We start from the raw sequence: 24,448 nt of genomic DNA, 5'->3' as shown, positions 1-24,448 counted from the left end.
GGCCAGCACGATGAGCTCCGTGCCGCTCTGCTCGACCAGATCGAGAAGCTGGGCTTCGGCCTGCGGTTTGTTTTCCTTCGTCACCTTGATGTGGTGGAAGGGGATGTCATTGTTGACGACCTGTTTCTGGTAGTCGAAATGGTTGGAGACGACGCCGACGATATCGATCGGAAGCGCGCCGATCTTCCAGCGGTAGAGGAGGTCGTTCAGGCAGTGGCCGAAACGGGAGACCATCAGGAGAACCTTCATCCGCTCATCGGTATCGAAGATCTCCCATTCCATCTCGAACCGGCCGGCGATCGGCTTGAAGCCTTCGAGCAGCGCCGGACGCTCGGCGCCTTCTTCGGAGAGAAAGCTGACGCGCATGAAGAACTTGCCCGTGTCGAGGTCATCGAACTGCGATGAGTCGATGATGTTGCAACCCTTTTCCGCCAGAAAGCCGGAAATCGCCGCGACAATGCCGCGCGTTGTCTTGCAGGATACGGTCAGGACGTAGTTGTTCATGCAAATTCTCCCTCCTCTGCCATCGGTCGGCCGTTCCGTGTATACATAAAATTGGCGCCGGGCAATATCCAGCCCCTATGGGACAGGAAAATGCGCAACGAGGCCCGAGCTTGGTCCTAGAATGTGTACAGTCAGCCTCGTTTGAATGTCCAGGCAAGCTTCTTACCTCCCGACCTTAAAGCCAGCCACCCAAAATTCCGTTCCCTTTGCGCCGTCGGCGCGCGCATCACCGCCGCGGAAGCCGCTTCGAGCAACGATTCGCATTTACTTGACGTTATGGTGGCGGGTTGCGGTTTCGCACTGGAGGAAGACTTGAAGCAGAGGTCCTGAAAAGTTGGCCAGAATCGGTGACCGGCCGCAAATGCAGGTTCTCCCTCGCCTCTTTTCGGAACAGTTCCGCCTGCGATCGGTAAAATCGCCGCTGATAGTTTAAGTCTTTATCAGCAAGGCCGGGCGTATTGCTGTTATAGTGATGGAAAAATCGCCGGCATGGCTATGATGAACGCCCGAAATGAATCCTCGTCCGCTGGGGAAATATCGCCGCTGCTGCCACGCTCGGCTTCCGAACCGTTGACCTTCAACGGCACGATCGGGCTTTTCACGCCGCCGTCGAACGGTACCCAGCCGTCGAGCACTGCCGTGCTGTTCGCCAGTCCCTGGGGGCTGGAGGAAATGTGCACGCGCAAATTCTGGCGCATCATTTCCGAAAAGCTCGCCGATCGCGGTATTGCCAGCCTGCGGTTCGATTATCCCGGCACCGGGGACGCGCTTGACGATATCAATTTCGAAGACGGGCTTTCCGTCTGGTCCGACAGTCTCGTTTCCGCTGCCGCGCATCTCAGGGAGCTTTCCGGCTGCGAGCGCATCGCCGTCATCTCGCAGGGGCTGGGGGCGCTCGTCGCCACCAGGGCCGCCGACGAGATCGAGGCGCTCGATGCCGTCGTTTATATGGCGCCGGTGGTTTCCGGCCGCCTGCATATCCGCGAGCTCGCGGTCTGGTCCAGGGTGGTCGACGAAAATCTGGGCCTTACCGAAGAACAGCATAGTGAAATCGGCGTCTCTATCGCGTCGCTCACCATGCCCGGTGAGATCGCCGACGAGGTTCGCAACGTCAATCTGTTAAAGGTCGACCGGCCGCCTGCGCCACGCGTGCTGGTCATCGGCCGGGCGGATCGGCCCTCCGACAAGGAGTTTGCCGTTCGCCTGCGGGCGCTTGGCGCGGATGTGGACGAACAGCCTTTCGAAGGTTACGACAAGCTCGTTTCAAACCCGGTGATCGTCAAATTACCGCTGACAGTTGCCGATAATCTGACGAACTGGATCGCCGCATTACCGTCCGGACCGGCTGCTTCCGCACCATCGCGCTCGCCGGTGCCGGCGGCCCCTCTCGCTGGCGACGGCTTTACCGAAACGCCGGCACGCTTCGGTCTCAACAGCCATCTTTTCGGAGTTCTCTGCGAGCCGTTGCACGATCGCGCGGGGGCGACGGTGCTTTTCCTGACATCGGCCTATGACCGACATGCCGGGTGGGGCCGTTCAACGGTGGGGCTGGCTCGCGCGCTTGCGCGTTCCGGCATTCCGTCGTTGCGTTTCGACACGGCCAATGTCGGTGACAGTCCGCCGGTGCCTGGCCGGCTGGACCAGGTTCTCTATCATTCGGACCAGAATGCCGACGTCTCGGAAGCGATCGATTTCCTCGCTGCCTGCAACATGACACCGGTCGTCGCCGCCGGCCGCTGCAGCGGCGCCTTTCTCGGCTTCCAGGCATCACTCGTCGAACCGCGCATCGCTGGCAATGTCTCGGTCAATCCGGCGGTCCTCCGCTGGCGCCCCGGCCGGTCCGTCGAGGACATGATCGTCAATGGCGCGCGTAGTCTTCGGGACTACCGCAAGCGGGCCTTGCGGGCCGATACGTTCAAACGCATCCTGAGGGGCGAGGTCGATACCGTCGCCGCCGTCCGCAATATCGCCAAAAGTCTCGGCAACCGGGCCATGGGCAAGGTCTTCCATGCTTTCCGCGGGTTCCTGCCGGAGGGACGGGCGATCTACAGTGCCTTCCGCACCCTCCACCAGCGCGGCATGCCCGTCTCGCTGATTTACAGCGAGAACGATCTCGGTCTCGAACAGTACGATTTCTATTTCGGCCATGACGGATCGGGCCTGGCTCGCTTTCCAAACGTATCGCCGAAAATCATCCCGGATGCCGATCACAACCTGACGCCCGAGCATGCCCGCAAGGTCTATCTCGAGGCGTTGAGGGAAATGGCTTTCCGTTTTCCTCTGGAAGAAGGCGTCTATTCAAAAGCGGACGGATCGGTCGCCGCCGAGTGATCGGATCATGCCAGCGGGTCGTTCGGCGGTTTTGGAAAGCGCTGCAAGGCGGATACGCCTGATTGCGCCCGGCGCCAGATGGAATCCATTGTCCGACGCGCAGTAATTGTCGCATTCGATGTTGACCGTCTGCGCGAAGATGTCGGTCGAAATCTCCAGCCAGAATTCTCCCTTGTCCCCGGTCACCGAGACCGTGATCTCGGCATCATGAAAAGCGTTGGCACGCCCGAGCGGGAAGTGGAAAGCTTCCGAGAGGATCTCGCCGGTTTCCGCATGCCTGAGGCGTGCCACCGTCACATCGTGGGAAGGTGGGCCGAAACGATAGGCATAGTTCGCGTCGAAAAAGGCGCCGAACAGGTCGGTCGAAGCGATGCTCGCGCTGCTTCCGGCTTTAAGCGTCAGATCGCGGCGGCCCGATACGACCGGCATCCTGCCCTCCCGCAGGCAAGCGATCTCCAGAACCGCCGGCAGATCGTTCGGCGTTTCGTTGATAAGATGAACATCCAGCCCATTGGTGCTCTCGTCGGCAAACACGACCTGGATCGGCCGGAAGGCGCGCTTCAGCGCAAACCAGGCCGGTTTCGGCCTGCCGTGGACGTCAACGACGCCCCAACCTGGGCCGCTCATGACATCCTGGAAGGTGAAGGCGAGCGCACCGTTGCAGGTCGAGCCCGGCCGCCGCCATTCGGCGAAAGCCGCCTCCATCACTTCGCCGGTCACGGCACGGGAAAGAGCGAGGTACCGTTCCGCCTGCTGCGCTCTCAGTGCCACGGGATCGACACCGTAGAGCGTGCCCAGATAATGGTCGCGCACGTCTTCGAAATCCCAGTCAGCTCCGGTGTCGCGCGGGATGCCGGCCTTGCCGCCGGCGAGGGTTTCCGACGCGGAGAGGTTGGAGAAAGCCAGGCACTCGGCTGCGAAACGGACGTTCGCCCGTCGTGCATCTTCGAGCGGCCGTTTGTAGGCCCCGACACCGTAATAATGGGCGACACCCGCATTCGGATAAAAAGGCAATGCGCCGCCTGAAGGGGAATTGGCCACATAGGGGAGATCCGGCCGGCACTCGCCGGCGAAAGTGCCAAGGATCTCTTCGCAGAGTGGACCTTTCCAGATGCGTTCCGGCAGGCCGAGCATCGCGCCCTGCTGATAGACCTCGCTGCCGCCGCAAAGGACCGCAAGCGACGGCGAGGCTTGTGTCGCCGCCAGGAACTGCTCGACCTCGGTTTTCACGTGAATCATGAAATCCGGATCACCGGCGGGATAGTCGAAATTGGCGAACATCAGGTCCTGCCAGACCAGCAGGCCGAGTTCGTCGCACAGCGCAAAGAATTCCGGGCTTTCATAGGTCGCGATGCCCGGAATGCGGATCATGTTCATGCCCGCTTCTTTGGCGAGCCTCAGCCAGGGTTCGTAGCTCGCGCGGTCGCCGGGCAGCTTTGCGATGTCGGCGGAAGTCCAGACGGCACCGCGGCAGAACATTTTCCGACCGTTGACGACAACGGCGAAGTCATTGCCATCGGTGCCGCGATCGACCGTCAGGCTCCGAAAGCCGGTGCGGACGATCGGGAACTCCTTGTCCTCGATCTTGAGTGTCACGTCATGCAGTGCCGGCTCGCCATGGGTATGCGGCCACCAGGGTTTTATCTCCGGCAGGCAAAGTTCGGCCGAATATCGTTTGCCGTCGTTCGTGAAGGGCGCTTCGGTGCCGTTGCAGACAAGCCGGAAATCAAGGGGCGGTCCGTCAAAAGCAAAGCCGACATTCAGAATGCCTGTTCCGCTCCCATCGAGCGTCGCCGAAACCGCAAACTCCCTCTTCTCTCCCGCGGGGAGAAGGTGGCCTGTGGGACCGGATGAGGGGGGCGAAGCGAAGCGATTGTCGTCGACACGCATCATCGAAATCGGCCGCCAGGGCCCCACCGCATGAATTTCGGGGCTCCAACCGGGCATGAAGCCCAGCGCGGTGGTGCGGATCAGCCGAAGCCCCTGCTGGTTCATCAGCCGCGGTCGCCAGCGAGCGCGAGGTCCGGTCCTGCCCAGATGCGGTCTCAAGGCCCGAAAGCAGATCGCCAGCGTTTCCGTGCCGGTCAACTCGACCGCAACATCATGGCTTTCGAACATGCTGGCCGAGGACAGGATAGGCGTCTCGTCGAGAAACACCTCGGCCACCGTCGCAAGCCCCGCAAACCGCAGGATAGCGGATCCGGGCGTTTCACCGGCAAGCGAGCGGCGATACCAGGCATCCTTGTCGATCAGCGGCTCGGGATTGTTGCGGTCGAAGCGGCCTGCGGCTTCCAGGGCGGCGGCGACCGTGCCCGGCACCATGGCCGGCAGGAATTCGAGACCCGAAGGAAGGTCGGCCGGCAGGGTGTAGGCGCCTGGCGCGGTCAACGTCAAWGACCAGCCTTCGGCAAGAAGGCTGGTCTTTGACCCGATCGGGATAAGAAGGCTCACGCGGCCTCGCGGGTCTGGGTCAGCGTCGAGGCCAGGTCGCGCATCAGCAGGTCCCAGGCATCAGCGGCCGGATCGAGCGCCGTTGCGAGTGGCTCGAACTTCTTGCGGGTGAGGGCGCGGGCAAGCTGGAACTGGGTGGATTTTGCCACTTCCGAAATCTTCAGCGCCTGCTGTTCTGACTGAGCGAACGCGTTGGGGTTCAGCCATGCGAGATGGCTCGCCAGCAGCTCGAAATTGGCGCCGAGCTGGCGGAGCGTGTTGAACGCATATTTGTGGAAGAAGCCAAAATCCCTGTCGGCAATCCGCTCGACCTGCTCCGGGAAAACTTTCGCAAAGGCACGGATCGGATTGTCCTCCGGCCGCCGGGCAAAGTGATGCCTGAGCAGTTTCCATGCGGTCTCGCGAATTTCCCTCGCATCCGGATAGGCCGCGGGGAACTTGGCGAATTCCGTATAAGGCAGGAAGGGCAGCGCGTCCGGGGCCGCGTTCAACTGGAACAGGCCATCGAAATCTTCGCCGGAAAGGGTGAAGAAGCCGCCATTGTGGAAATAGTCGAGCCCGCGGCTTTCGAGGTCGAGCCGGTTGATCGCCACCGTCGTCTTGCCGTGCTCCTGGTGATAGGCGACGCCGCGCGTGTCGGGCAGAAAAAAGCTGTCGAGTTCGACCAGCGTCAGCCGGCCGCGGCGGATCTGCTCCGCGACATGCCGTTCCGGCCGGTCGAAGATCGCCAGTTCGGTCACGCGAATGCCGAACAGGGTTTCGAGATCCTCCAGCGGCACCTTGAAGAAGGTGAACTGGTCGCCTTCGAAATCCTGGGTCAGGGTGAAACCAAGCATCGCTTCCGGCGGYAGGCCCTGCGCCGAAAGCACTTCGATCCACAGATCGACGTAACAATTCGTCTCCGGCCACATGCGCTCGGCTGAATGCAGCGCATGCGTCGTGTAGTTGCCCGGATCGAGCGCGGGAAACACCGCCGTCATGGGATCAGCCCCAGAGCGTGGCACGGACGTGTTCCGGCCACTCCTTCACGTCCAGACCGTGGGTGTGGAAAAGCGCGAGCGCAATTCGTTCCAGGCCGAAACCGACGCAGGCCGTATGCGCGACGCTGCCGTCTTCCAGGTTGAGGCCCCATTTCAGGCCGAAACTGTCCTGATGATAGTTGAAGCTCATGCAGGCGGTCGGCTGGGCAACGGAGGCGATCGGGATCAGCAGTTCGAACTTCAGGTTCTGGTCGCGCTGGTTGTTGACCAACATCTTGCCGGCGCGGCCGAAGAAAGGATCGTTGGCGATGTCGATGGTGACGTCGAGGCCGACGGACTTCATCATCTCGACGCCCCGGTCCATCCACAGCTGGCGGAAATCGGTCACGTGTTGTTCGGTCCCCATGCAGACATATTCGCGCATGCGGAAAAGCTGCTGGCGGGCCGGATCCTTGGAGGGCTCGTGGCGGAAGCAGTAGCTCTGCAGGTCGAAAAGACCGCCGCCGGCGGGCAGGTTGCCGCGGCGCGCAACGGTCGGGTAGAGCGGATAGCAGGCCGCCGGCGTCAGCACGATGTCGGTCGCTTCCTGGCCTTTGGTCCAGTCCTCCTCGCCGACTTCCATGCATTTCAGCAGGCTCATGTGGTCGAGTTCGTTGCCGCAGAACGAGTGAACCGTGCCGGCGAGCTGCGGAAAGCTCTTCATATAGCCGCTGGTCTCGAAGAAGGCGCGGTTCATGCCCGGCGGGAAGCGCATCGCCTCCGCGCCGTCGGCACCGCCGACCTTGTCGATCAGCCGCTCGAAGGCGGCAATGACGTCTTCGAACTGGCCGCTGCGGCCATACAGTCCGTCGACGCCGGTCTCGATCAGCAGGCCAGCGTCGAACAGGCGGTCGAGAAAGGAAACTTGCAGATCCATGGATTCACCTCATTCTTTAAACGATTACATCTGAAGTGATGGGGCGTCAGCCGAGCAGGCTGGTGTCCGGTTTTTGAACGAGCAGCATGGTCGACGTATTGCCGAGAATGCGGTCGTTGGAAATCATCAGCTGGGCGGAGTGCGCGTCGCGAAGATGCCGTCCGAGACTATAGGGCGTACCGTTCTTGTAGCCCATGATGCCGCAGATGATCATCGTCTGGTTGATGATGGTCAGGATCGTCTCGGAAGAGGCGAGCTTGATATTGTTCATGGCGATCGAAAAGGCCATGGACGACAGTTTGTCGGGATCGTGTTTCGCATCCGCGTAGGTCTTGAGGCCCGACAGGATATTGCCCTTGAGCAGCTGCAGCAGGTTCGACGCTTCGGCGAGCCTCAGCGCGCCGGGCGGCTGGGTGCCGCCCGCCTTGCGGGCCGCGGCGCGCACGAAAGCCTGGGCGCGCAGGACCGCGTCGGCGGCAATGCCGTACCAGACAGCACTCCAGAGGAGATGCGAGGTGGCGAGCATCGACTGCGCCGCGATTTCGGCGAACGGTTTCGGGAAAATCTGGACCGAAGGCGCTTCGCCATTGAAGAGGAAGCCGTCGGAGCAGGTGCCGCGCATGCCGAGCGTATCCCAGTCGACGGTCTTCTGCAGGGTATATTGGCCCTGTTTGAAGACGGTCATGACCTGGTCGGTCGGGGCGGCCTTCTCGTTCGAGCGCGAGGTGATCATGATGACATCGGCGTGGGCGCCGTAGGAAATCACCGTCGCGTCCTTGGTCAGCCGGCAGGTGTCGCCGTCGACCTCGATGGCGCAGATCGAGTTGCGCATATTGCCGCCGATGCCGGCCTCGGTCGTCGCGGAGGCGACGAGAAGCTGGCGGTCGGCGAGCTCGCGCATGAAATCCATGTGCCAGGCGCTGTCGGCCCCGTGCACCACGAGGCTCGAAACCTTGATCTGGTGCATGGCGAAAACCATGGCGCTCGAGGCACAGGACTGTCCCAGGATGGAGCAGACCTCGGCAATCTCGTTGATGGAAGCACCCTCGCCGCCGAATGCGACCGGGATCTGGATGCCGATCAGGCGCTCGGCCTTCATTGCATCGACCGCTTCGCGGGGGAAGCGGCCGTCATGGTCGACGCGTTCGGCGAATTCAGCCGCCACGGCCGCCACGCGGTGAGCGCGGGCGCTGAGGCTCATGTCGGCGGCAAAGACGGGAAGGTTCATCTCAGGCGGCCTCGGAGGCTTTCAAGATGTGGGAAACCGTCTGCTCGATCGCCGCGATGCTGGCGAAGGACTTGCGGTTCAAAAGGCTATCCGGGAATTCGATGTCGAAGGCCTCTTCCAGGCCCAACATCAGCTGCACCGATGCGAAGGAGGAAAGCCCGGCTGCATAAAGATCGGCAGCGTCTTCCAGCTCCGTCACGGCGACCGGAAGGCCGCCTACCCGTGTCAGCAATCCGCGAATGGTCTCGTTCATCTCGACATCTCCCGATCGTTCGAATTCTGCGCTCATCGCTAGGGACGTTATCGCGCAAGATAGCATAAGATTCCGGTAATAAACGTCATCAATTTGGAGCTGCGGGATTCGCTAAAACTCGACCTATCGACGCAGGCAGGGACCGGCTTGACATGCGCGACCGGCAGGTTTCTGATGGCCGCATTCACCAGGGGGGTCCCGTCAAGGGGCTGAGATACTGCTGGTCGGGCCGGTTTGGCCGCCCGAGGCGCAGTGACCCGTTGAACCTGATCCAGTTCATACTGGCGTAGGGACGGTGCGAGCGCTGCGGCAGCGAGGGCGGGAAACCGTCCTTCGGATTCCAACGTGTTCTTCCATCATTCCAACTCTGGAACTGGGTCTCCAAACGTCAAACCTTGGAGCCTTGAACCATGAATATCGCAACCACCAAGCTCACCCCGGTTGTCACCACCGGCCCGCTTCCCGCCTCCACGAAAGTCCTGAAAGCGGGAACGATCCATCCGGACATCCGCGTGCCGATGCGGCAGATCGCATTGCATCCGACCTCCGGCGAACCTCCKGTGACCGTCTACGATTCCTCTGGCCCCTATACCGTCGAAGGTGCCGCGATCAGCATCGATGCCGGCCTGCCGCGCCTGCGCGAAAACTGGATCTCGGCCCGCGGCGATGTCGAAGTCTATGAGGGCCGCATCGTCAGGCCGGAGGACAACGGCTTCGTCTCCGGCGACCGGCTGACGCCGGAATTCCCGATCCGCAACCGGCCTTTCAAGGCTAAGGCTGGCAGGGCCGTCACCCAGCTCGCCTATGCGCGGGCCGGCATCATCACGCCGGAGATGGAATTCGTCGCCATCCGCGAAAACCTCGGACGGCAGGCGGCCAGGGAACCGCTCGTCCGCGACGGCGAAAGTTTCGGCGCCCATGTGCCGGATTTCGTGACGCCGGAATTCGTTCGCCGCGAAATCGCGGAAGGCCGGGCGATCATTCCCGCCAACATCAACCATCTCGAATCCGAACCGATGATCATCGGTCGGAATTTCCTGGTGAAGATCAATGCCAATATCGGCAATTCGGCCGTCACCTCGTCGATGGCGGAGGAGGTCGAGAAGATGGTCTGGGCGATCCGCTGGGGCGCCGATACGGTCATGGATCTGTCGACCGGCCGCAACATCCACAATATCCGCGACTGGATCATCCGCAATTCACCTGTTCCAATCGGCACGGTGCCGCTCTACCAGGCGCTCGAAAAGGTGAACGGCATTGCCGAGGACCTGACCTGGGAGGTGTATCGCGACACGCTGATCGAACAGGCGGAACAGGGCGTCGACTATTTCACCATCCATGCGGGCGTGCGGCTCGCCTATATTCCGCTCACCGTCAATCGCGTCACCGGCATCGTTTCCCGTGGCGGCTCGATCATGGCCAAATGGTGCCTGCATCACCACAAGGAGAGTTTCCTCTACGAGCACTTTGAGGAAATCTGCGACATCGCCCGCGCCTACGACGTCTCGTTCTCGCTCGGCGACGGTCTTCGCCCGGGTTCGATCGCCGATGCCAACGACGCGGCGCAGTTTGCGGAACTGGAAACGCTCGGCGAGCTGACGAAGATCGCCTGGGCGAAGGATTGCCAGGTGATGATCGAAGGTCCCGGCCATGTGCCGATGCACAAGATCAAGGCGAACATGGACAAGCAGCTCGCGGTCTGCGGCGAGGCGCCATTCTATACGCTCGGGCCGCTGACCACCGACATTGCGCCGGGCTACGACCACATCACGTCCGGCATCGGGGCTGCGATGATCGGCTGGTTCGGCACCGCCATGCTCTGCTACGTGACGCCCAAGGAACATCTCGGCCTGCCGGACCGCAACGACGTCAAGGTGGGCGTCATCACCTACAAGATCGCCGCGCATGCCGCCGATCTCGCCAAAGGCCATCCGGCGGCCCAGGTGCGTGACGACGCGCTGTCGCGCGCCCGCTTCGAGTTCCGCTGGGAGGACCAGTTCAACCTTTCCCTCGATCCGGAAACGGCCCGCTCCTTCCACGACGAGACCTTGCCGAAGGAGGCGCACAAGGTGGCGCATTTCTGCTCCATGTGCGGTCCGAAATTCTGTTCGATGCGGATTTCCCACGATATCCGCGCCGAGGCGCAGAAGGAGGGCCTGGAAGCCATGGCTGCGAAATATCGTGACGGCGGTGACCTCTATATGCCGGTCGAGAAGGGATGATCAACTTCACGACCCCTGCCGGTCGCAACCGGCAGGGGTCGCTCGAACGTCAGAGCGCCATGCCCCCCGACACCTCGATGCGCTGGGCATTGACCCAGCGGTTGTCCTCGGACAGCAGCGAGGCGACCATCGGGCCAATATCATCCGGCTCGCCGGCACGGCCAAGTGCGGTCATCTCGGCGACGCGCCTGTTGATCTCCGGGTTGTCGCGCACCATGCCGCCGCTGAAATCGGTCATGATCGCACCGGGCGCCACCGTATTGACGGCAATGCCGCGGGCGCCAAGCTCCTTGGCCAGATACCGGGTCAGCACTTCGACCGCCCCCTTCATCGCCGCATAGGCGCCGCTGCCCGGGACGGTGATGCGGGTAAGCCCGGTGGAGAAATTGACGATCCGGCCGCCGTCGCGGATCAGCGGCAATAGCTTCTGGGTTAGAAAGAAGACGCCCTTGAAGTGAACATTGAAGAGCTCGTCCAGCTCCGCTTCGGTGGTCTTTTCGAAATTGCCATGATGCGACGTGCCGGCATTGTTGACGAGGAAATCGAATTTTTCAGCGCCGATCCCGGCCAGGGCTTCCTGCACCCGACCGACGAACGCGTCGAACGAAGTGACATCGCCGATATCGAGCTGCAGGGCGATCGCCCTGCGTCCCAGTTCGCCCGCCGCTGCGATCGTGGCTGCTGCTTCTGCCTGATTGGAGTTGTAGGTGAAGATCACGTCGATACCGCGCTTTGCAAGGCTGAGCACAGTGTTGCGGCCGAGACCGCGGCTGCCGCCGGTCACGATGGCGAGCTTGGCTGCCGATTTCTGAGATGTTTGATGCGTCATGATGGAGGTTCCTTGTCTGGATCGGATGACCGGAAACTACTCCCCTCGGCCACGCGCCTGAATGCCGGAACTTTCCCACTTCTTGCCTGATCCTGCTCGCAGGCCTATGTTTGGCCTTGAAACCTCGGAGGTGTGGCATGCCGGCAGCCCTGCTCGATGCGGTAAAGCGGTTCACGGATGGACAGGCGGGAACCAGCCCTTTCGCGACGGCGATCGAAGGCCTGACCATCCTTCGCTCGGATCACGAGAAACGGCCAGACCACCTGATTTTCAAGCCGGCGCTCTGCATCGTCCTCCAGGGCGCGAAATGGGCTGTTTTCGGCGACCGCCATGTGGATTACCGGGCGGGCCAGGCGCTCGTTGTCAGCGTCGAGATGCCCGCCTTCGGCCGCGTGGCGGAGGCGAGCCCGACCGAGCCCTATCTCGGCCTCATCATCGAATTCGATCTTGCCATCATGCGCGAGGTCCTGGAGGCGATGCCCAACCCGCCGCGCCCGGGCGGCGACATAACGTCCAGCGTGTTCGTGACGGATTTCGACGGCCCGCTCGCCGATTGCGCGCTGCGGATGGTGCGGCTTCTTGATACGCCGGGTGCCATCCCGGTCCTCCGTGCGGCGATCATGCGCGAGATTTCCTACTGGCTGCTCACCGGTCCGCATGGCGGCGATGTGGTCCGCATGGCGCTCGGCAACGACCATACGCATCGGATCGTCAGCGTCATCCACGGCCTGCGCGGCCATTTCGCCGAGCCGATGCGGATCGAGGATCTGGCGGAGAGGGCTGGGATGAGCCCTTCCGCCTTCCACCGCAAGTTCAAGACGATCACCTCGATGACGCCGCTGCAATATCAGAAGCAGCTTCGCCTTCTGGAGGCCAGGCGGCTGATGATGGCGGAAGCGGCGAATGTTGAAACCGCGGCGTTTCTGGTCGGCTATGAGAGCCCTTCGCAGTTCAGCCGGGAATATGCCCGCATGTTCGGCACGCCACCGCGCCGCGACGTCACGGCACTGAGGGGGCTGGCGGCTTAGAAGGTGAGATTGCTTTCTTGCGTACGATGACAAAATCACGATCTTTCGCAAAGCTAAGCTGCAGATTTTGTCGGCGAGGAATTCATGCGGGGACGAGTTTGTTCCTCACCTGAAAAATTTCACGCTTAAGTTCTCAGCTAAAATTCTGATTTTTATATATTCCGCAAGAGGTGAGGTGGCCGACGTGCCTCGCCTCGTCCCCGCCCTCTTGATCCATGCCTACAATCCTCCCGCTTCCGTCGCCGGAGTGTTTCGCGAGACGTTCGCGGGCAGGCGGGAGCCGGCGCTTTCATTTGAACCGTAACGTGCGGGAAAGGTGGAAGAGGTGAAAGCCATGGAGTGTGCGTCGCGAGACGACCATTCCTATCAAGCCTCCCCCGGACAGCCATGTCCGGTTCGGTTGAGCCGTGCAAGTGGCAGGCCTGTCCCGAAAGGATGGGCGAGAACGAAGCCACGCAGCGAGGCGAGATGATCACCTGTAGGGGCCGGAAGCCTCGACAAGACGCCGAAGGCCACGCGAATGCGGAGCCACTATTAAAAAATCAATCGAGGTTCCGCATTCGTGTGGGCTCTCCAAATTCCAGGCCAAGCCACGGGCGCACTCCGCCGCGTGAACAAGAACCCGTGTCATTTCGGAGGATATGCATGCTCTCCGCCGCGGAAATCGCTGACGGAATAACAGCCGCCTTCGCCGCGCACGGCGCTTTCGCCGATCACCGCCTTGCCGTGGCCGCCGGGGATATCCAGGACATAGGTCGGCTGACAGAGGCCGGAAATAGTGCCCCGGAGCGCCGAGACGATCTTCTGGCCCTCGGCGATATCCAGCCGGAAATGGCCAGTGCCGGGCGCGAGATCCGGATGATGAAGGTAATAGGGCTTGATCCGCGTCTCGACGAAAGCCTTCATCAGGTCGCAGAGCACCGCCGGATCGTCGTTGACGCCGCGCAAGAGCACCGTCTGGCTGACCATCGGAAAACCGGCATCGACCAGGCGGGCGCAGGCGGCGCGGGCGGCGTCGGTCATTTCGCGCGGATGGTTGGCGTGCAGCGCGATGTAGACGACCTTGCCGCTTTCCTTCAATGCCGCAATCATTGCCGCGTCGATGCGGTCGGGCTCGACGACGGGTACCCGCGTGTGGAAGCGGACGATCTTTACATGGGGGATCTCGGCAAGGCCGCGCATGATGGCAGCAAGCCGTCTCGGCGAAAGGACCAGCGGGTCGCCGCCGGTGAGGATCACTTCCCAGATCTCTGGATGCTCGCGAATATAGCCGAACGCTGCCGACAGCTCCTCGGGCGAAAGCGTACCGTCGCCCTGAGGGCCGACCATTTCGCGGCGGAAGCAGAAGCGGCAATAGACCGGGCAGATATGCACGGCCTTCAGCAGCACCCGGTCCGGATAGCGGTGAACGATGCCCTTGACCGGGCTGTGCGCCTGATCGCCGATCGGGTCGGCACGCTCTTGCGGCGTCGTCAGCAACTCCGCGGGATCGGGCACGAATTGCCGAGCGATCGGATCCTGCCGGTCTGCGCGGTCGATGAGCGAAACCACGGTTGGCGTCAGCGCGATCGCGTAGCGGTCTGCGACGGCTCGGATGCCGTCGAGCTTTTGGGGCTCGATCAGGCCGGCAGCCGCGAGATCTTCCGGGGTTTTCAATGAACGGACTGCGGTCACGAAAACACCTCCGCGACCGGCGCCCACATCACCTGTTCGATGCGGGTCGCGCCCGTTGCCAGCATGGCGAGCCGGTCGAAGCCGAGTGCCGCGCCGCTCGCGTCAGGCATGATCGAAAGTGCGTCGAGAAAGTCTTCGTCGAGCGGATAATGTTCGCCGTAGATACGGGATTTTTCGGCCATTTCGTGCTCGAACCGGCGGCGTTGTTCGCCGGCGTCGGTCAGTTCTCCGAAGGCGTTGGCAAGCTCGACGCCGCAGGCGTAAAGCTCGAAACGTTCGGCGACGCGCGGATCACGGGTGGAGGGCCGGGCGAGCGCTGCCTCGGAAACAGGGTATTCGTAGAGGATCGTCGCACGGTCCTGGCCGAGATGCGGCTCGACCTTCTCGACCAGAACCTTGCTGAAGAGATCGGCCCAGGTGTCGTCTTCCGCAAAGCGGATATCGGCCTTTTTCAGGCCGACCGCCAGAAGATCGCGGTCGGTTTCGCCGTTCGTCGCCACGGAGGCGAGCAGGTCGATGCCGGCGAACCGGTCGAAGGCGTCAGTGAGCGTCAGGCGTTCCGGCTCGGCGAAAGGATCGATTTCCATATGCCGGAAGACAAAGCGTCCCGTCTTGGCGGTATCGGCGGCCAGAGCCAGCATCTCGGCGCAATCGGCCATCAGTTGCTCGTAGCTTTCGCCGACCCGGTACCATTCCAGCATGGTGAATTCCGGATGGTGCAGCGGCCCGCGTTCTCGGTTGCGGTAGACATGCGCAAAGGTGAAGATACGCTTCTCGCCGGCAGCCAGCAGCTTCTTGGCGGCGAATTCCGGCGACGTGTGCAGGTAGAGCGGCGCTCTGCCGCCGTCGGTCGCGACCGCCTCGGTTGCGAAGGCATGCAGATGGGTCTCGTTGCCCGGGGAAACCTGGAGCGTCGCCGTATCGACTTCGATGAAATCGCGCTCGGAGAAGAAGTCGCGCAACGCCGTCTGGACCGCATTGCGGCCTTTCAGGAAGGGCCGGCGGTCGGCGTGGTTTGCCGGTCTCCACCAGGGCGAGCGGGATGTGGCGGGCTGCGACGAGCTCATTTGCGGCTTTCTTCGCCGGTTCTTTCCGGCAAGGCTTCCACTTTGCGCGGTTTTGGAGTAGTTCCGGCCGGAAAACAGACGATCCGTCCTTCGGGCCGGTTATCGCCCGGTCCTCTACGACGCATTTTCGGCAGTTACAAGCCGGTTCGCACCACAAGGAATCCTATGGTCAAGGTCATCGCCTCTTCTGTCCGCAAGGGCAACGTCATCGATGTGGACGGCAAGCTTTATGTCGTTCTCACCGCCGAGAATTTCCATCCCGGCAAGGGCACGCCTGTCACGCAGGTCAACATGCGCCGCATCGTCGACGGCGTGAAGGTGTCCGAACGCTGGCGGACGACCGAGCAGGTCGAGCGCGCCTTCGTCGAGGACGTCAACCACCAGTTCCTCTATGAAGACGGCGAAGGCTTCCACTTCATGAACCCGGAAAACTACGACCAGGTCGTGGTGGACGTGGATACGATGGGCGACCAGAAGGCCTATCTCCAGGAAGGCATGACCTGCGTTCTCTCCATGCATGAAGGCATTGCGCTGGCTCTTCAGCTGCCGCGCCACGTGACGCTGGAGATCGTCGAGACCGAACCGGTCGTCAAGGGCCAGACGGCTTCCTCGTCCTACAAGCCGGCTATGCTGTCGAACGGCATCCGCACGGCGGTTCCGCCGCATGTCGATGCCGGCACCCGCGTGGTGATCGCGACGGAAGACAATTCCTACGTCGAGCGCGCCAAGAACTGATTGTCGAATTGATCGTCCCCGGCCTTTCCGGGCGTGATAAAAAAACCTCCGAAGCGTTGGCTCCGGAGGTTTTTTGTTGTCGGTAATGTTGGGGTGGAGCCTACTTCTTGATGACCACCGAAGCGACCTTGGTATCGGTCTTGCCGAAGGCGTAACCGCCACCGACCGCCACGTTGAGCGAGACGTAGTCCTGAGCCATCTGACGCACGGCAGCGGCGAGGTTCGACTGAGCGGTCGAGACCTGACGCTGGGCGTCGAGAACGTCGAGCAGCGAAGATGCGCCGTCCCGATAGCTTGCGGTGCCGAGCTGCAGGGCTTCTTCGTAGGACTTCACGGTTGCCTGAAGAGAGGAGACCGTGCGGCTGTCGCGGGAAACTGCGGCCAGCGCATTTTCCACTTCCTCGACTGCGTTCAGAACCGTCTGCTTCCAGGCGAGATACCGCCCGCGGGCGCTGGATTCGGCGATCTTGACGTTGCCGCGCAGGCGGCCGCCGTCGAAGATCGGCAGGCTCAGCTGCGGCCCGAAGGACCAGGTCAAGGCCCGGGTATCGAGGCCGCCGGAAAGAACGTTGTATCTCGGGGAAATGGAGCCGCCGAGCGTAATGGCCGGGTAGAGCTGGGCCTCGGCGACACCGATTTCGGCGACTGCCGACGCGAGCTGTCGTTCCGCGGCACGGATGTCCGGACGATTGCGGATCAGGTCCGCCGGAATACCGGCCTTGGTATTGAAGCGTGCGACCGGCTGGCGTGTGCCCTTCTGCAATTCGGGGACAAGCGACGATGCAGGCATGGCCAGAAGCGTGGCGACACGGTGCGCCGCGCCCCGGAAGCTCGTCTCCAGGCCTGGAATTTCTGCGATGGTCGAATTGACCAAGCCTTCCGACTGGACGACATCCAGACGCGAAGCCGCACCGGCATCCAGCTGGAGCTTGGTGAGGTTCAGCGTTTCGCGCCGCGAATCGAGGTTCCGGCGAGCGATCGCGATACGCTCCTGGTAGTAGCGTACGTCGATATAGGCCGCCACGACCTGAGACAGGAACGTGAGACGTGCAACATCTTCGCTGGCATAGGCGGCATCGAGGCTTGCGAGCGCACTTTCTTTCGAGCGCCTGTAGAGGCCGAAAAGATCAAGGAACCAAGATGCGTCCGCAGTACCTGCCGTCACGGTCGACCGCGAGAACGAACCCGGGTCGGTACGAGTGCCGGTGGTCGTATTGGCTGCCGAGACATCCAGCGAAGGGAGGGCGCCCGCGCCGGCGACGGTCACGCTGGCCTGCGCAGAATTGATCCGCTCCATGGCCTGGAGAATATCGAGGTTCTGACTGATTCCCTGATTGACGTAGCCGTTCAGACGGCTGTCATTGAATGCGGTCCACCAGGTAACCTGGGAGACATCGCCATTACTGGTCTTGCCGGCTTCGGCAAATTTGCCCGGAAGAGCAATTTCCGGCGCCTTGTGATCTGGACCAACAACGCAGCCCGAAAGCAGCAGCATAGTGAGAGGAGCAATAACACGAATGGATATCATTTTTCTGTCCCAGTGCCCTACAACGCATGGAAGGTCAGCACTCATGCCTCTTCCGATTGTCCCGTCAGCAGCGATTCGCATAATCTCTGACGGCATTAAAAGTCGAATACGTTAACGAACGTAATCGTCATCCTACTCTTTTTCACGCTTTGATAACCGTCTAACGACAACAAAGAAGGACGGAACGAAGAAAATTCCGAGAAGTGTTGCAGAAAGCATACCACCCAGCACGCCGATACCGATGGCATTCTGGGCCGCGGATCCGGCGCCGGTCGCGATTGCCAGAGGTACGACGCCGAGGATAAAAGCGAGCGACGTCATGACGATCGGCCTCAGTCGCAGGCGTGCGGCCTCGAGGGTGGCTTCGATCATGCTCATGCCGCCTGCCTGCCGATCCTTGGCGAATTCGACGATCAGGATGGCGTTTTTGGCTGCCAAGCCGATCGTCGTCAGAAGCCCGACCTTGAAGTAGACGTCGTTCGCCTGGCCGAAGAAATGCGCTGCGGTAAGTGCGCCGAGCACGCCGATCGGGACAGCCAATATGACTGAGAACGGGATCGACCAGCTTTCATAGAGCGCCGCAAGGCACAGGAAGACGATCAGAACCGATAGCGCATAAAGCATCGGCGCCTGGGAGCCGGACAGCCGTTCYTGGTAGGAAATGCCCTGCCAGGCCACCGAATAGCCGCCCGGCAGTGCAGCCGTCAGCCTCTGCATCTCGTCCATCGCCTGGCCGGTGCTGACGCCCGGGCCGGCCGCGCCGTCGAGCGGAATGGCGCTGGTGCCGTTGAAGCGTGCGAGCTGCGGCGTACCGCTGATCCATTGGACGGTGCTGAAGGAGGAGAAAGGAACCATCTCGCCCTTGTTGTTGCGGGCGAACCAGTGTTTCAGGTCGTCCGGCTGCATCCGATAGGGCGCGTCGCCTTRCACATAGACCGGCTTCAGCTCGTTGTTGAGGGTGAAGTCGTTGACGTCGCGTCCGGCAAAAATGGTTGCCAGCATGGAGTTGACCGAAGCGAGGTCGACGCCCATCGCGCCGAGCTTTTCCTGGTCGAGCAGGATCTTGAGCTGGGTTTCTGACCGCTGGCTGCTGCTGCGCAGTGAACTGATGTTGGGGTTGCCCGTGCCGGCCTGAATGAGCTGCTGCGATGCGGTGGTCAGCGCCGCATTGCCGTTGTTGCCGCTGTCGACCAGATACATGGAGAAGCCGCTCGACGTGCCGAGCCCCTGGATGGCCGGCGGCAGAAGGGCAAAGACCTGCGCATCGCGGATGGTGAAGAAATACCGGCTTGCCCGCTGGACGATAGCCGCGGCGGATTGCTCCGGCCTGGCGCGCTCGGCGAAATCCTTGAGCTTGGTGAAGACGATGGCATTGTTCTGGCCGCTTCCGCTGAAGCTGAAGCCGAGGACGCCGAACACCGCGTCGACATTGCCCTTTTCCTTTTCGAGGAAATAGGCCTCCACCTTCTTGACCGCCTCGTCGGTGCGCGGCGTGGTGGCGCCGACGGGCGTCTGGATAATGGTCAGCAGAACGCCCTGGTCTTCCTGCGGAAGGAAGGAATTCGGCAGCTTGGTGAAAAGCCAGGCGCAGCCGCCGATCACCAGCAGGAACAGCAGCATCACGCGGAACGGACGCTTCAGGAGATAACCGATGGTGCTGACATATCCGCGGGTCGACCGATCGAAACCGCGGTTGAACAAGGCGCCGATGCCGCGACGTTTCTTGTGGTGATCGATCGGCTTCAGCATGGTGGCGCAAAGCGCCGGCGTCAGCACGATGGCGACCAGCGCCGAAAGCAGCATGGCCGATACGATGGTGATCGAAAACTGGCGGTAGATGATGCCGGTCGAGCCACCGAAGAAGGCCATCGGAATGAACACGGCCGTCAGGACGAGCGCGATGCCGATGATGGCGCCGGTGATCTCGCCCATCGACTTTTCGGTCGCTTCAAGCGGGCTCAAGCCCTCTTCGTCCATGATACGCTCGACGTTTTCGACGACGACGATGGCATCGTCGACGAGAAGGCCGATGGCCAGAACCATGGCGAACATCGTCAGCGTGTTGATGGAATATCCGGTCAACGCCAGCACCCCGAACGTGCCCAGCAGGACGACGGGCACGGCAATCATCGGAATCAGCGTTGCACGCAGATTTTGTAGGAAGATGAGCAGGACGACGAAAACCAGGATGATTGCTTCGATGAGCGTGTGGACGACCTTTTCGATCGAAAGCTGCACGAAGGGCGTCGTATCATAGGGGTAGGTGATCTCCACGCCGTCTGGAAGATGGGGTCCGACGGCGGTCAGCGCCTCTCTGACGCGTGCGGCGGTATCGAGAGCGTTGGCGCCGGTCGCGAGATTCACGGCAAAACCCGTGGATGGCAGGCCGTTCTGGCGAGAACCGCCGCCATAACTCTCTTCACCGATCTCGACGCGGGCGACATCGCTGAGGCGCACCGTTGCGCCGTCCTGTTCGACCTTGAGGATGATCCGCTCGAAATCGTCGACCGTCGTCAGCTGGCTTTGCGCGGTCATGGTGACCGTAAGCTGCTGCTCCGCCTTGGCCGGAAGGCCGCCGAGCGCGCCGACGGAAACCTGCGTGTTCTGGGACTGGATCGCGGACGTCACGTCCGCCGGCGTCAGCTGGTATTTCTGCAGCTTATAGGGATCGAGCCAGACGCGCATTGCGTAACCGGACCCGAAGATGTCGATGCTGCCGACGCCTTCCAGGCGCTTGACCTGGTCCTCGATCTGCGTGGAAAACAGGTCGCCGAGATCGACGGAGCTCCGCTTCTTGTCGGTCGATACCAGCGCGCCGACCATCAGGATGCTCGATGTCGAGCGGGCGACTTCGATGCCCGCCTGCTGCACGACGTCGGGCAGTTGCGACTGCACCAGCTGCAGCTTGTTCTGCACCTGAACCTGGGCAATGTCCGGAAGGACGCTGCTGCCGAAGGTGAGTGTGACGTTGGCGCGGCCCGTCGAGGAGGACGACGTCATATAGGTGAGGTCGTCGAGGCCGGTCATGCCGTCCTCGATGATCGTCGTTACCGATTTCTCGACGGTCTCGGCGCTTGCGCCATTGTAGCTTGCGGTGATCCGGACCGTGGTCGGCGCGATGTCGGGATATTGCGAAATCGAGAGCGTCGCGATGGCGAGCGCGCCGCCGAGCATGATGACGATCGCGATGACCCAGGCGAATACCGGTCGCCGGATAAAGAACTTGGCCATTCAGATTATTCCTTGCCGCGTTTCGTCATGATCGTTTCCGCTTGAGGCCTTCACGGCTTTGCAGCGGTCGGCTTCGGCGCCTCGACGACAAAGCCCTTGTCGTCGACCGTCGCCTCGACCGGCTGGACCGTCGCGCCATCGGCGATCCACTGGAAGCCGTCGACGACCAGGCGATCGCCGTCGGTTACGCCCTGCGTAACCAGCCAATTGTTGCCGGAGACGCCGCTGGTCGGGAAGATGCGGGTCTCGACCTTGCCGTCCGCCGTGACGAACTTGGCGGAAAGTTCTCCGCGGGCATTGCGCGTCGCGGCGCGCTGCGGGATCAGGTACCCGTTCTCGTTGCCGAGGGTGACGGTGGCGCGCACATAGGTGCCTGGCAGGATCATGTCCCTCGGGTTCTCGAAGAGCGCGCGGATCTGATAGGTGCCGGTCGTTTCGCTGACTGCCATGTCGGCCATGTCGAGCTTGCCGGTCAGGGGATAGTCCGTTCCATCTTCCAGGCTCAGGCGGATATCGGCCTTGCGCGGATCGCCGCTCAAGCGGCCGGAAGCCATGGCCGAGCGCAGTTCGAGAAGATTGGTGCTGGAATCGATGAGATCGATATAGATCGGATCGAGGCGGCGGAGCGTCGTCAGCGCCGTCGTCTGGTTGGCGGTGACGATATTGCCGATGCTGACATTGGAGATCGACGTGACGCCGTCGAAGGGCGCGCGGATTTCGGTCAGGTCGAGATTGATCTGGGCGGCATTGAGCGCGGCATTGGCCTGCGCCACATCCGCCTGCGCCTGGAGAAGCGTCACTCGCGCGCTCTCATATTCGATCTGCGTCGCACCGCTGTTGACCAGCCGCTCGTAGCGGGAGAGGTTCGCCTGGGCGCTGGGGATGCTGGCTTCCGCCTTCGAGACGGTCGCCTTCGCCTGGGCGACCTCGGCTGCATAGGTGCTGTCCTCGATCTTATAAAGAAGATCGCCGGCCTTGACCTCGTTGCCCTGCTTGAAAGCGATCTGCTTGATCTCTCCGGTGACACGCGGGCGGATATCGGCGATCTGGAACGGTGCCGCCCGACCCGGCAGGACGGCCGTGATCGGCTGCTCGGACTTCTTCATGGTCACGACACTGACCGGCTGCGGCGGACGCTGCGGGGCACCGCCTGCCGCGCCGCTGCCGGCCGGCTTTTGGCCCGAGTCGCTGCAGGCTGCAAGCGCCGCGGAAAGAAGCAGGGAAAGTATCAGTTTGCGTCCGGTCATGGTGTCATCCAAGGCAAAGCGGCTGGCAATCGCCACGGCAGACGGAATATGCCGGGGCGGAAGTCGGGGGGAGATTAACCCGTCCTAAGCGGTCGGAACAAGGTTGGTCGAGAAGGGGATTTCGACCGGTGTTCTACCTTCGGGAAAGTGACGTAAATATAAAACCGTCACTTTGCAAGCGGATTTTGCAGCGCAGCATTCACAAGTCTGGCAAGGCCGTCACATCGGTCATGCAATTCCGCTTCGCCAGCCTTGGCCAAAAGGACCGGATGCAGCACGCTCGCAAAGGCCGCCGCCACATGCTGGCTGATCGCCTCCGGGTCGGTACATTTGTAGGCGCCGCTTTCGACACCCTGCCGGATCAGATCGGCAAACAGGTTCTCGATCAGCCGCCGGTAATGCTGACCGCTCGGAAGATCGGCTTCCGACATCAGGAAGATCATCTCGAACAGAAAGGGATTGTCGCGGAGGTCCTGGAGATGCGCCTCCATCAATTTGCGCACGACGATTGCCAGCCGCTCGGGCGCCGGGGCCGGCTCGTCGAGCGTCCCGAACCGGCCGATCATGCGGCTGATATGCCGGTCGCAGATAGCGTCCGCCAGGGATGCCTTGGAATGGAAATGCTTGAAGATGTTGGCGGGCGACATATGCAGCGCCTGGGCGACGTCGGCGATCGAACACTTGGCAATCCCCCGTTCACGGAAAAGCGTCTCCGCCGTGTTGAGGATATCTCCGCGGGTTTCTTCCGCCTTGCGTCTCGGTCTGCGCACTCTGTCCTCTTCTGAATGCCGGCCTCTTCTAAACGCCGGATGGGATTTCAACCCGCGGTAAAATAGGACGCCAGGTTCTGGCGGATACGGTCGAGCACGGTCGCGCCGCTGGTATCGGGCACAAAGGTCTCGCCGGTGATCGTCTCGTATGCCGTGCGGTAGACCTTGGCGGTCTCCTCGACGAGCTCGGCCGGGATCGCGGGGATCTCATCCTTATAAGGGTCGCAACGTTCGACCACCCAGGCGCGGATGAAATCCTTGTCGAAACTCTTCGGCCGCGTGCCGTTGCGGAAGGCCTCACCATAACTGTCGGCGATCCAGTAGCGGCTGCTGTCCGGCGTATGGATCTCGTCGGCAAGGATGATGGTGCCCTCGGCATCGGTGCCGAACTCGTATTTGGTATCGACGAGAATCAGGCCGCGTTCCGCCGCCAGTTGCTGGCCGCGCGCAAAAAGTGCCAGCGCATAACGGGAGAGGGTCGCCCATTGTTCGGCGGTCAGAAGTCCCTGCTCGACGATCTCTTTAGGCGTCAGGGGTTCGTCGTGGCCGCCATCGAAGGCCTTGCTGGTCGGCGTGATCACCGGGGCGGGCAGGATTTGATTGTCCTTGAGGCCGTCCGGAAGATCCAGCCCGTACATGGTCCGCTCTCCCTTCTTATAGAGGGTGAGCAGCGACGTGCCGGTGGTGCCGGCGAGATAACCGCGCACGACGATCTCGACGGGCAGGATGTCGAGCCGCTTGCCAATCACCACATTCGGATCCGGATAGGCGATCACATGGTTGGGGCAGATGTCCTTTGTCGCCTCGAACCAGTATCGCGCGGTCTGGGTCAGGACATGCCCCTTGTCGGGGATGGCGGTCAGGATGCGGTCGAATGCGCTGAGGCGATCGGTTGCGATGATGATGCGGTTGCCGTCCGGCAGATCGTAGTTCTCGCGTACCTTGCCGCGATAGGGGTTCGGCAATTCGGGAATGAAGGCATCGGAGAGAACGCGCACGGGGACCACTTTCCAGAGAGTTTCGGGGGCATTCTGCTATCGCATGTTTTGCCGCAGCGGCACAAGAATGGAAGGAATGGCGGTTTTCACGAGTATCTCGGTTCCACGGTCGATGAAGAGCTCCTTATAGAGAGTGGTTAACGATTATTAACGCCCCGGGATTCCCAGAAATCCACGATTATCCTGTAAAAACAACTATTTGTACGATTTCTCAAGATTTCTGAATCAATGCTGTTGACTTCAAACTGGGGTCGGCACTATAACCCGCTCACTGAACGAGGGCGGCGGCGCTGCTGGCGACGACGACTTTCGTTCTACAGAAATCACTGATTGATTGGCGCATGCTGGTTGGGACCGAGTTTCGGTTTGGTCTCTTGGGGTGTTGCTGTTTCGAGAAGTTTTGACGGTTTGGCCCTTGGGTTTGGAAGCGTCGGTTATTTGACAATTGAAGATGAG

Annotated in this window: 18 protein-coding genes and 1 riboswitch; of the genes, 4 read left to right on the top strand and 14 right to left on the bottom strand. The window is 61.7% G+C overall.

The window, feature by feature from the left end:
- Positions 1 to 504 (bottom strand): ACT domain-containing protein (locus tag AC1D3C_RS29680; protein WP_477485407.1); only part of this gene is annotated, 504 nt, incomplete at its 3' end.
- 489 nt (positions 505 to 993) lie between these two features.
- On the opposite strand from AC1D3C_RS29680, the gene AC1D3C_RS29675 reads away from it, so the two are divergent.
- Positions 994 to 2,835, top strand: a complete 1,842-nt coding sequence (locus AC1D3C_RS29675; protein ID WP_477485406.1) for an alpha/beta hydrolase — start codon at positions 994 to 996, stop codon at positions 2,833 to 2,835.
- Here the strand turns inward: AC1D3C_RS29675 and AC1D3C_RS29670 are convergent.
- Genes AC1D3C_RS29670 through AC1D3C_RS29650 form a run of 5 tightly spaced genes read right to left on the bottom strand, consistent with a single transcriptional unit; the run spans position 2,803 to position 8,663 of the window.
- Positions 2,803 to 5,286 carry a glycoside hydrolase family 2 protein gene (locus AC1D3C_RS29670; protein ID WP_477485405.1) on the bottom strand — a complete coding sequence of 828 codons (2,484 nt, stop codon included), beginning with the start codon at positions 5,284 to 5,286 and terminating at the stop codon, positions 2,803 to 2,805. The genes AC1D3C_RS29675 and AC1D3C_RS29670 overlap by 33 nt on opposite strands.
- Positions 5,283 to 6,266 carry a DUF1839 family protein gene (locus AC1D3C_RS29665; RefSeq protein ID WP_477485404.1) on the bottom strand — a complete coding sequence of 328 codons (984 nt, stop codon included), beginning with the start codon at positions 6,264 to 6,266 and terminating at the stop codon, positions 5,283 to 5,285. The genes AC1D3C_RS29670 and AC1D3C_RS29665 overlap by 4 nt, the downstream gene beginning before the upstream one ends.
- Positions 6,267 to 6,270: 4 nt before the next feature.
- Positions 6,271 to 7,182, bottom strand: a complete 912-nt coding sequence (locus tag AC1D3C_RS29660) for an amino acid--[acyl-carrier-protein] ligase (protein ID WP_247038855.1) — start codon at positions 7,180 to 7,182, stop codon at positions 6,271 to 6,273.
- Positions 7,183 to 7,228: 46 nt separating this feature from the next.
- A complete protein-coding gene (locus tag AC1D3C_RS29655) occupies positions 7,229 to 8,410 on the bottom strand; it encodes an acyl-CoA dehydrogenase family protein (protein WP_477485403.1) in 1,182 nt (393 codons plus the stop codon).
- A 1-nt stretch (position 8,411) separates the two neighbouring features.
- On the bottom strand, positions 8,412 to 8,663 hold the full coding sequence (locus tag AC1D3C_RS29650) for an acyl carrier protein (RefSeq protein WP_038549844.1): 252 nt from the start codon (positions 8,661 to 8,663) through the stop codon (positions 8,412 to 8,414).
- A gap of 179 nt (positions 8,664 to 8,842) precedes the next feature.
- A riboswitch (TPP riboswitch) is annotated at positions 8,843 to 8,974 on the top strand.
- Positions 8,975 to 9,073: 99 nt separating this feature from the next.
- On the opposite strand from AC1D3C_RS29650, the gene thiC reads away from it, so the two are divergent.
- Positions 9,074 to 10,885 carry a phosphomethylpyrimidine synthase ThiC gene (thiC, locus tag AC1D3C_RS29645; protein ID WP_477485402.1) on the top strand — a complete coding sequence of 604 codons (1,812 nt, stop codon included), beginning with the start codon at positions 9,074 to 9,076 and terminating at the stop codon, positions 10,883 to 10,885.
- 49 nt (positions 10,886 to 10,934) lie between these two features.
- Here thiC and AC1D3C_RS29640 read toward each other — a convergent pair whose 3' ends face one another.
- Complete coding sequence (locus AC1D3C_RS29640; protein ID WP_477485401.1) at positions 10,935 to 11,714, bottom strand: SDR family NAD(P)-dependent oxidoreductase; 780 nt, start codon at positions 11,712 to 11,714, stop codon at positions 10,935 to 10,937.
- A gap of 137 nt (positions 11,715 to 11,851) precedes the next feature.
- Between AC1D3C_RS29640 and AC1D3C_RS29635 the strand changes: the two genes are divergently transcribed.
- Positions 11,852 to 12,742 (top strand): AraC family transcriptional regulator, encoded by an 891-nt coding sequence (locus AC1D3C_RS29635; protein WP_477485400.1) that lies wholly within the window; start codon positions 11,852 to 11,854, stop codon positions 12,740 to 12,742.
- Between the two features lie 627 nt (positions 12,743 to 13,369).
- Here the strand turns inward: AC1D3C_RS29635 and AC1D3C_RS29630 are convergent.
- Both AC1D3C_RS29630 and epmA read right to left on the bottom strand, forming a co-directional pair.
- Entirely contained in the window at positions 13,370 to 14,416 is a 1,047-nt protein-coding gene (locus AC1D3C_RS29630) for a lysine-2,3-aminomutase-like protein (protein ID WP_477485399.1), read from the bottom strand.
- A complete protein-coding gene (gene epmA / locus AC1D3C_RS29625; RefSeq protein WP_477485398.1) occupies positions 14,413 to 15,483 on the bottom strand; it encodes an EF-P lysine aminoacylase EpmA in 1,071 nt (356 codons plus the stop codon). Before epmA ends, AC1D3C_RS29630 begins: the two co-directional genes overlap by 4 nt.
- A gap of 165 nt (positions 15,484 to 15,648) precedes the next feature.
- Here epmA and efp point away from each other — a divergent pair, with 165 nt between their 5' ends.
- The gene (efp, locus tag AC1D3C_RS29620; protein WP_038547065.1) at positions 15,649 to 16,218 is read left to right on the top strand and encodes an elongation factor P; all 570 of its coding nucleotides are present in this window, start codon (positions 15,649 to 15,651) and stop codon (positions 16,216 to 16,218) included.
- Positions 16,219 to 16,318: 100 nt separating this feature from the next.
- Here the strand turns inward: efp and AC1D3C_RS29615 are convergent, their stop codons facing one another.
- From AC1D3C_RS29615 to AC1D3C_RS29595, 5 genes are all read right to left on the bottom strand, one after another.
- Positions 16,319 to 17,746: an efflux transporter outer membrane subunit gene (locus tag AC1D3C_RS29615; RefSeq protein ID WP_038547062.1), complete on the bottom strand. Its 1,428-nt coding sequence runs from the start codon at positions 17,744 to 17,746 to the stop codon at positions 16,319 to 16,321.
- A gap of 132 nt (positions 17,747 to 17,878) precedes the next feature.
- On the bottom strand, positions 17,879 to 20,977 hold the full coding sequence (locus AC1D3C_RS29610) for an efflux RND transporter permease subunit (protein WP_477485397.1): 3,099 nt from the start codon (positions 20,975 to 20,977) through the stop codon (positions 17,879 to 17,881).
- A 50-nt stretch (positions 20,978 to 21,027) separates the two neighbouring features.
- Positions 21,028 to 22,224 (bottom strand): efflux RND transporter periplasmic adaptor subunit, encoded by a 1,197-nt coding sequence (locus AC1D3C_RS29605; RefSeq protein ID WP_477485396.1) that lies wholly within the window; start codon positions 22,222 to 22,224, stop codon positions 21,028 to 21,030.
- A gap of 167 nt (positions 22,225 to 22,391) precedes the next feature.
- Positions 22,392 to 22,994, bottom strand: coding sequence for a TetR family transcriptional regulator (locus AC1D3C_RS29600; protein ID WP_477485395.1), 603 nt, complete (start codon positions 22,992 to 22,994; stop codon positions 22,392 to 22,394).
- 47 nt (positions 22,995 to 23,041) lie between these two features.
- On the bottom strand, positions 23,042 to 23,992 hold the full coding sequence (locus AC1D3C_RS29595; RefSeq protein ID WP_477485394.1) for a phosphoribosylaminoimidazolesuccinocarboxamide synthase: 951 nt from the start codon (positions 23,990 to 23,992) through the stop codon (positions 23,042 to 23,044).
- Between the last annotated feature and the right edge of the window lie 456 nt (positions 23,993 to 24,448).

This window comes from Neorhizobium sp. P1_A6 (genome assembly GCF_056406795.1).
The sequence above is the reverse complement of the archived record's forward strand: the minus strand, read 5'-3'. Positions and strand labels throughout refer to the sequence as shown.

What these genes read in the sequence shown, in the direction of transcription:
- AC1D3C_RS29675 (WP_477485406.1), top strand. Translation starts at nt 994, where the DNA reads ATGGCTATGATGAACGCCCGAAATGAATCCTCGTCCGCTGGGGAAATA.
- AC1D3C_RS29660 (WP_247038855.1), bottom strand. Translation starts at nt 7,182, where the DNA reads ATGGATCTGCAAGTTTCCTTTCTCGACCGCCTGTTCGACGCTGGCCTG.
- AC1D3C_RS29655 (WP_477485403.1), bottom strand. Translation starts at nt 8,410, where the DNA reads ATGAACCTTCCCGTCTTTGCCGCCGACATGAGCCTCAGCGCCCGCGCT.
- AC1D3C_RS29650 (WP_038549844.1), bottom strand. Translation starts at nt 8,663, where the DNA reads ATGAACGAGACCATTCGCGGATTGCTGACACGGGTAGGCGGCCTTCCG.
- AC1D3C_RS29640 (WP_477485401.1), bottom strand. Translation starts at nt 11,714, where the DNA reads ATGACGCATCAAACATCTCAGAAATCGGCAGCCAAGCTCGCCATCGTG.
- AC1D3C_RS29635 (WP_477485400.1), top strand. Translation starts at nt 11,852, where the DNA reads ATGCCGGCAGCCCTGCTCGATGCGGTAAAGCGGTTCACGGATGGACAG.
- epmA (WP_477485398.1), bottom strand. Translation starts at nt 15,483, where the DNA reads ATGAGCTCGTCGCAGCCCGCCACATCCCGCTCGCCCTGGTGGAGACCG.
- efp (WP_038547065.1), top strand. Translation starts at nt 15,649, where the DNA reads ATGGTCAAGGTCATCGCCTCTTCTGTCCGCAAGGGCAACGTCATCGAT.
- AC1D3C_RS29615 (WP_038547062.1), bottom strand. Translation starts at nt 17,746, where the DNA reads ATGATATCCATTCGTGTTATTGCTCCTCTCACTATGCTGCTGCTTTCG.
- AC1D3C_RS29605 (WP_477485396.1), bottom strand. Translation starts at nt 22,224, where the DNA reads ATGACCGGACGCAAACTGATACTTTCCCTGCTTCTTTCCGCGGCGCTT.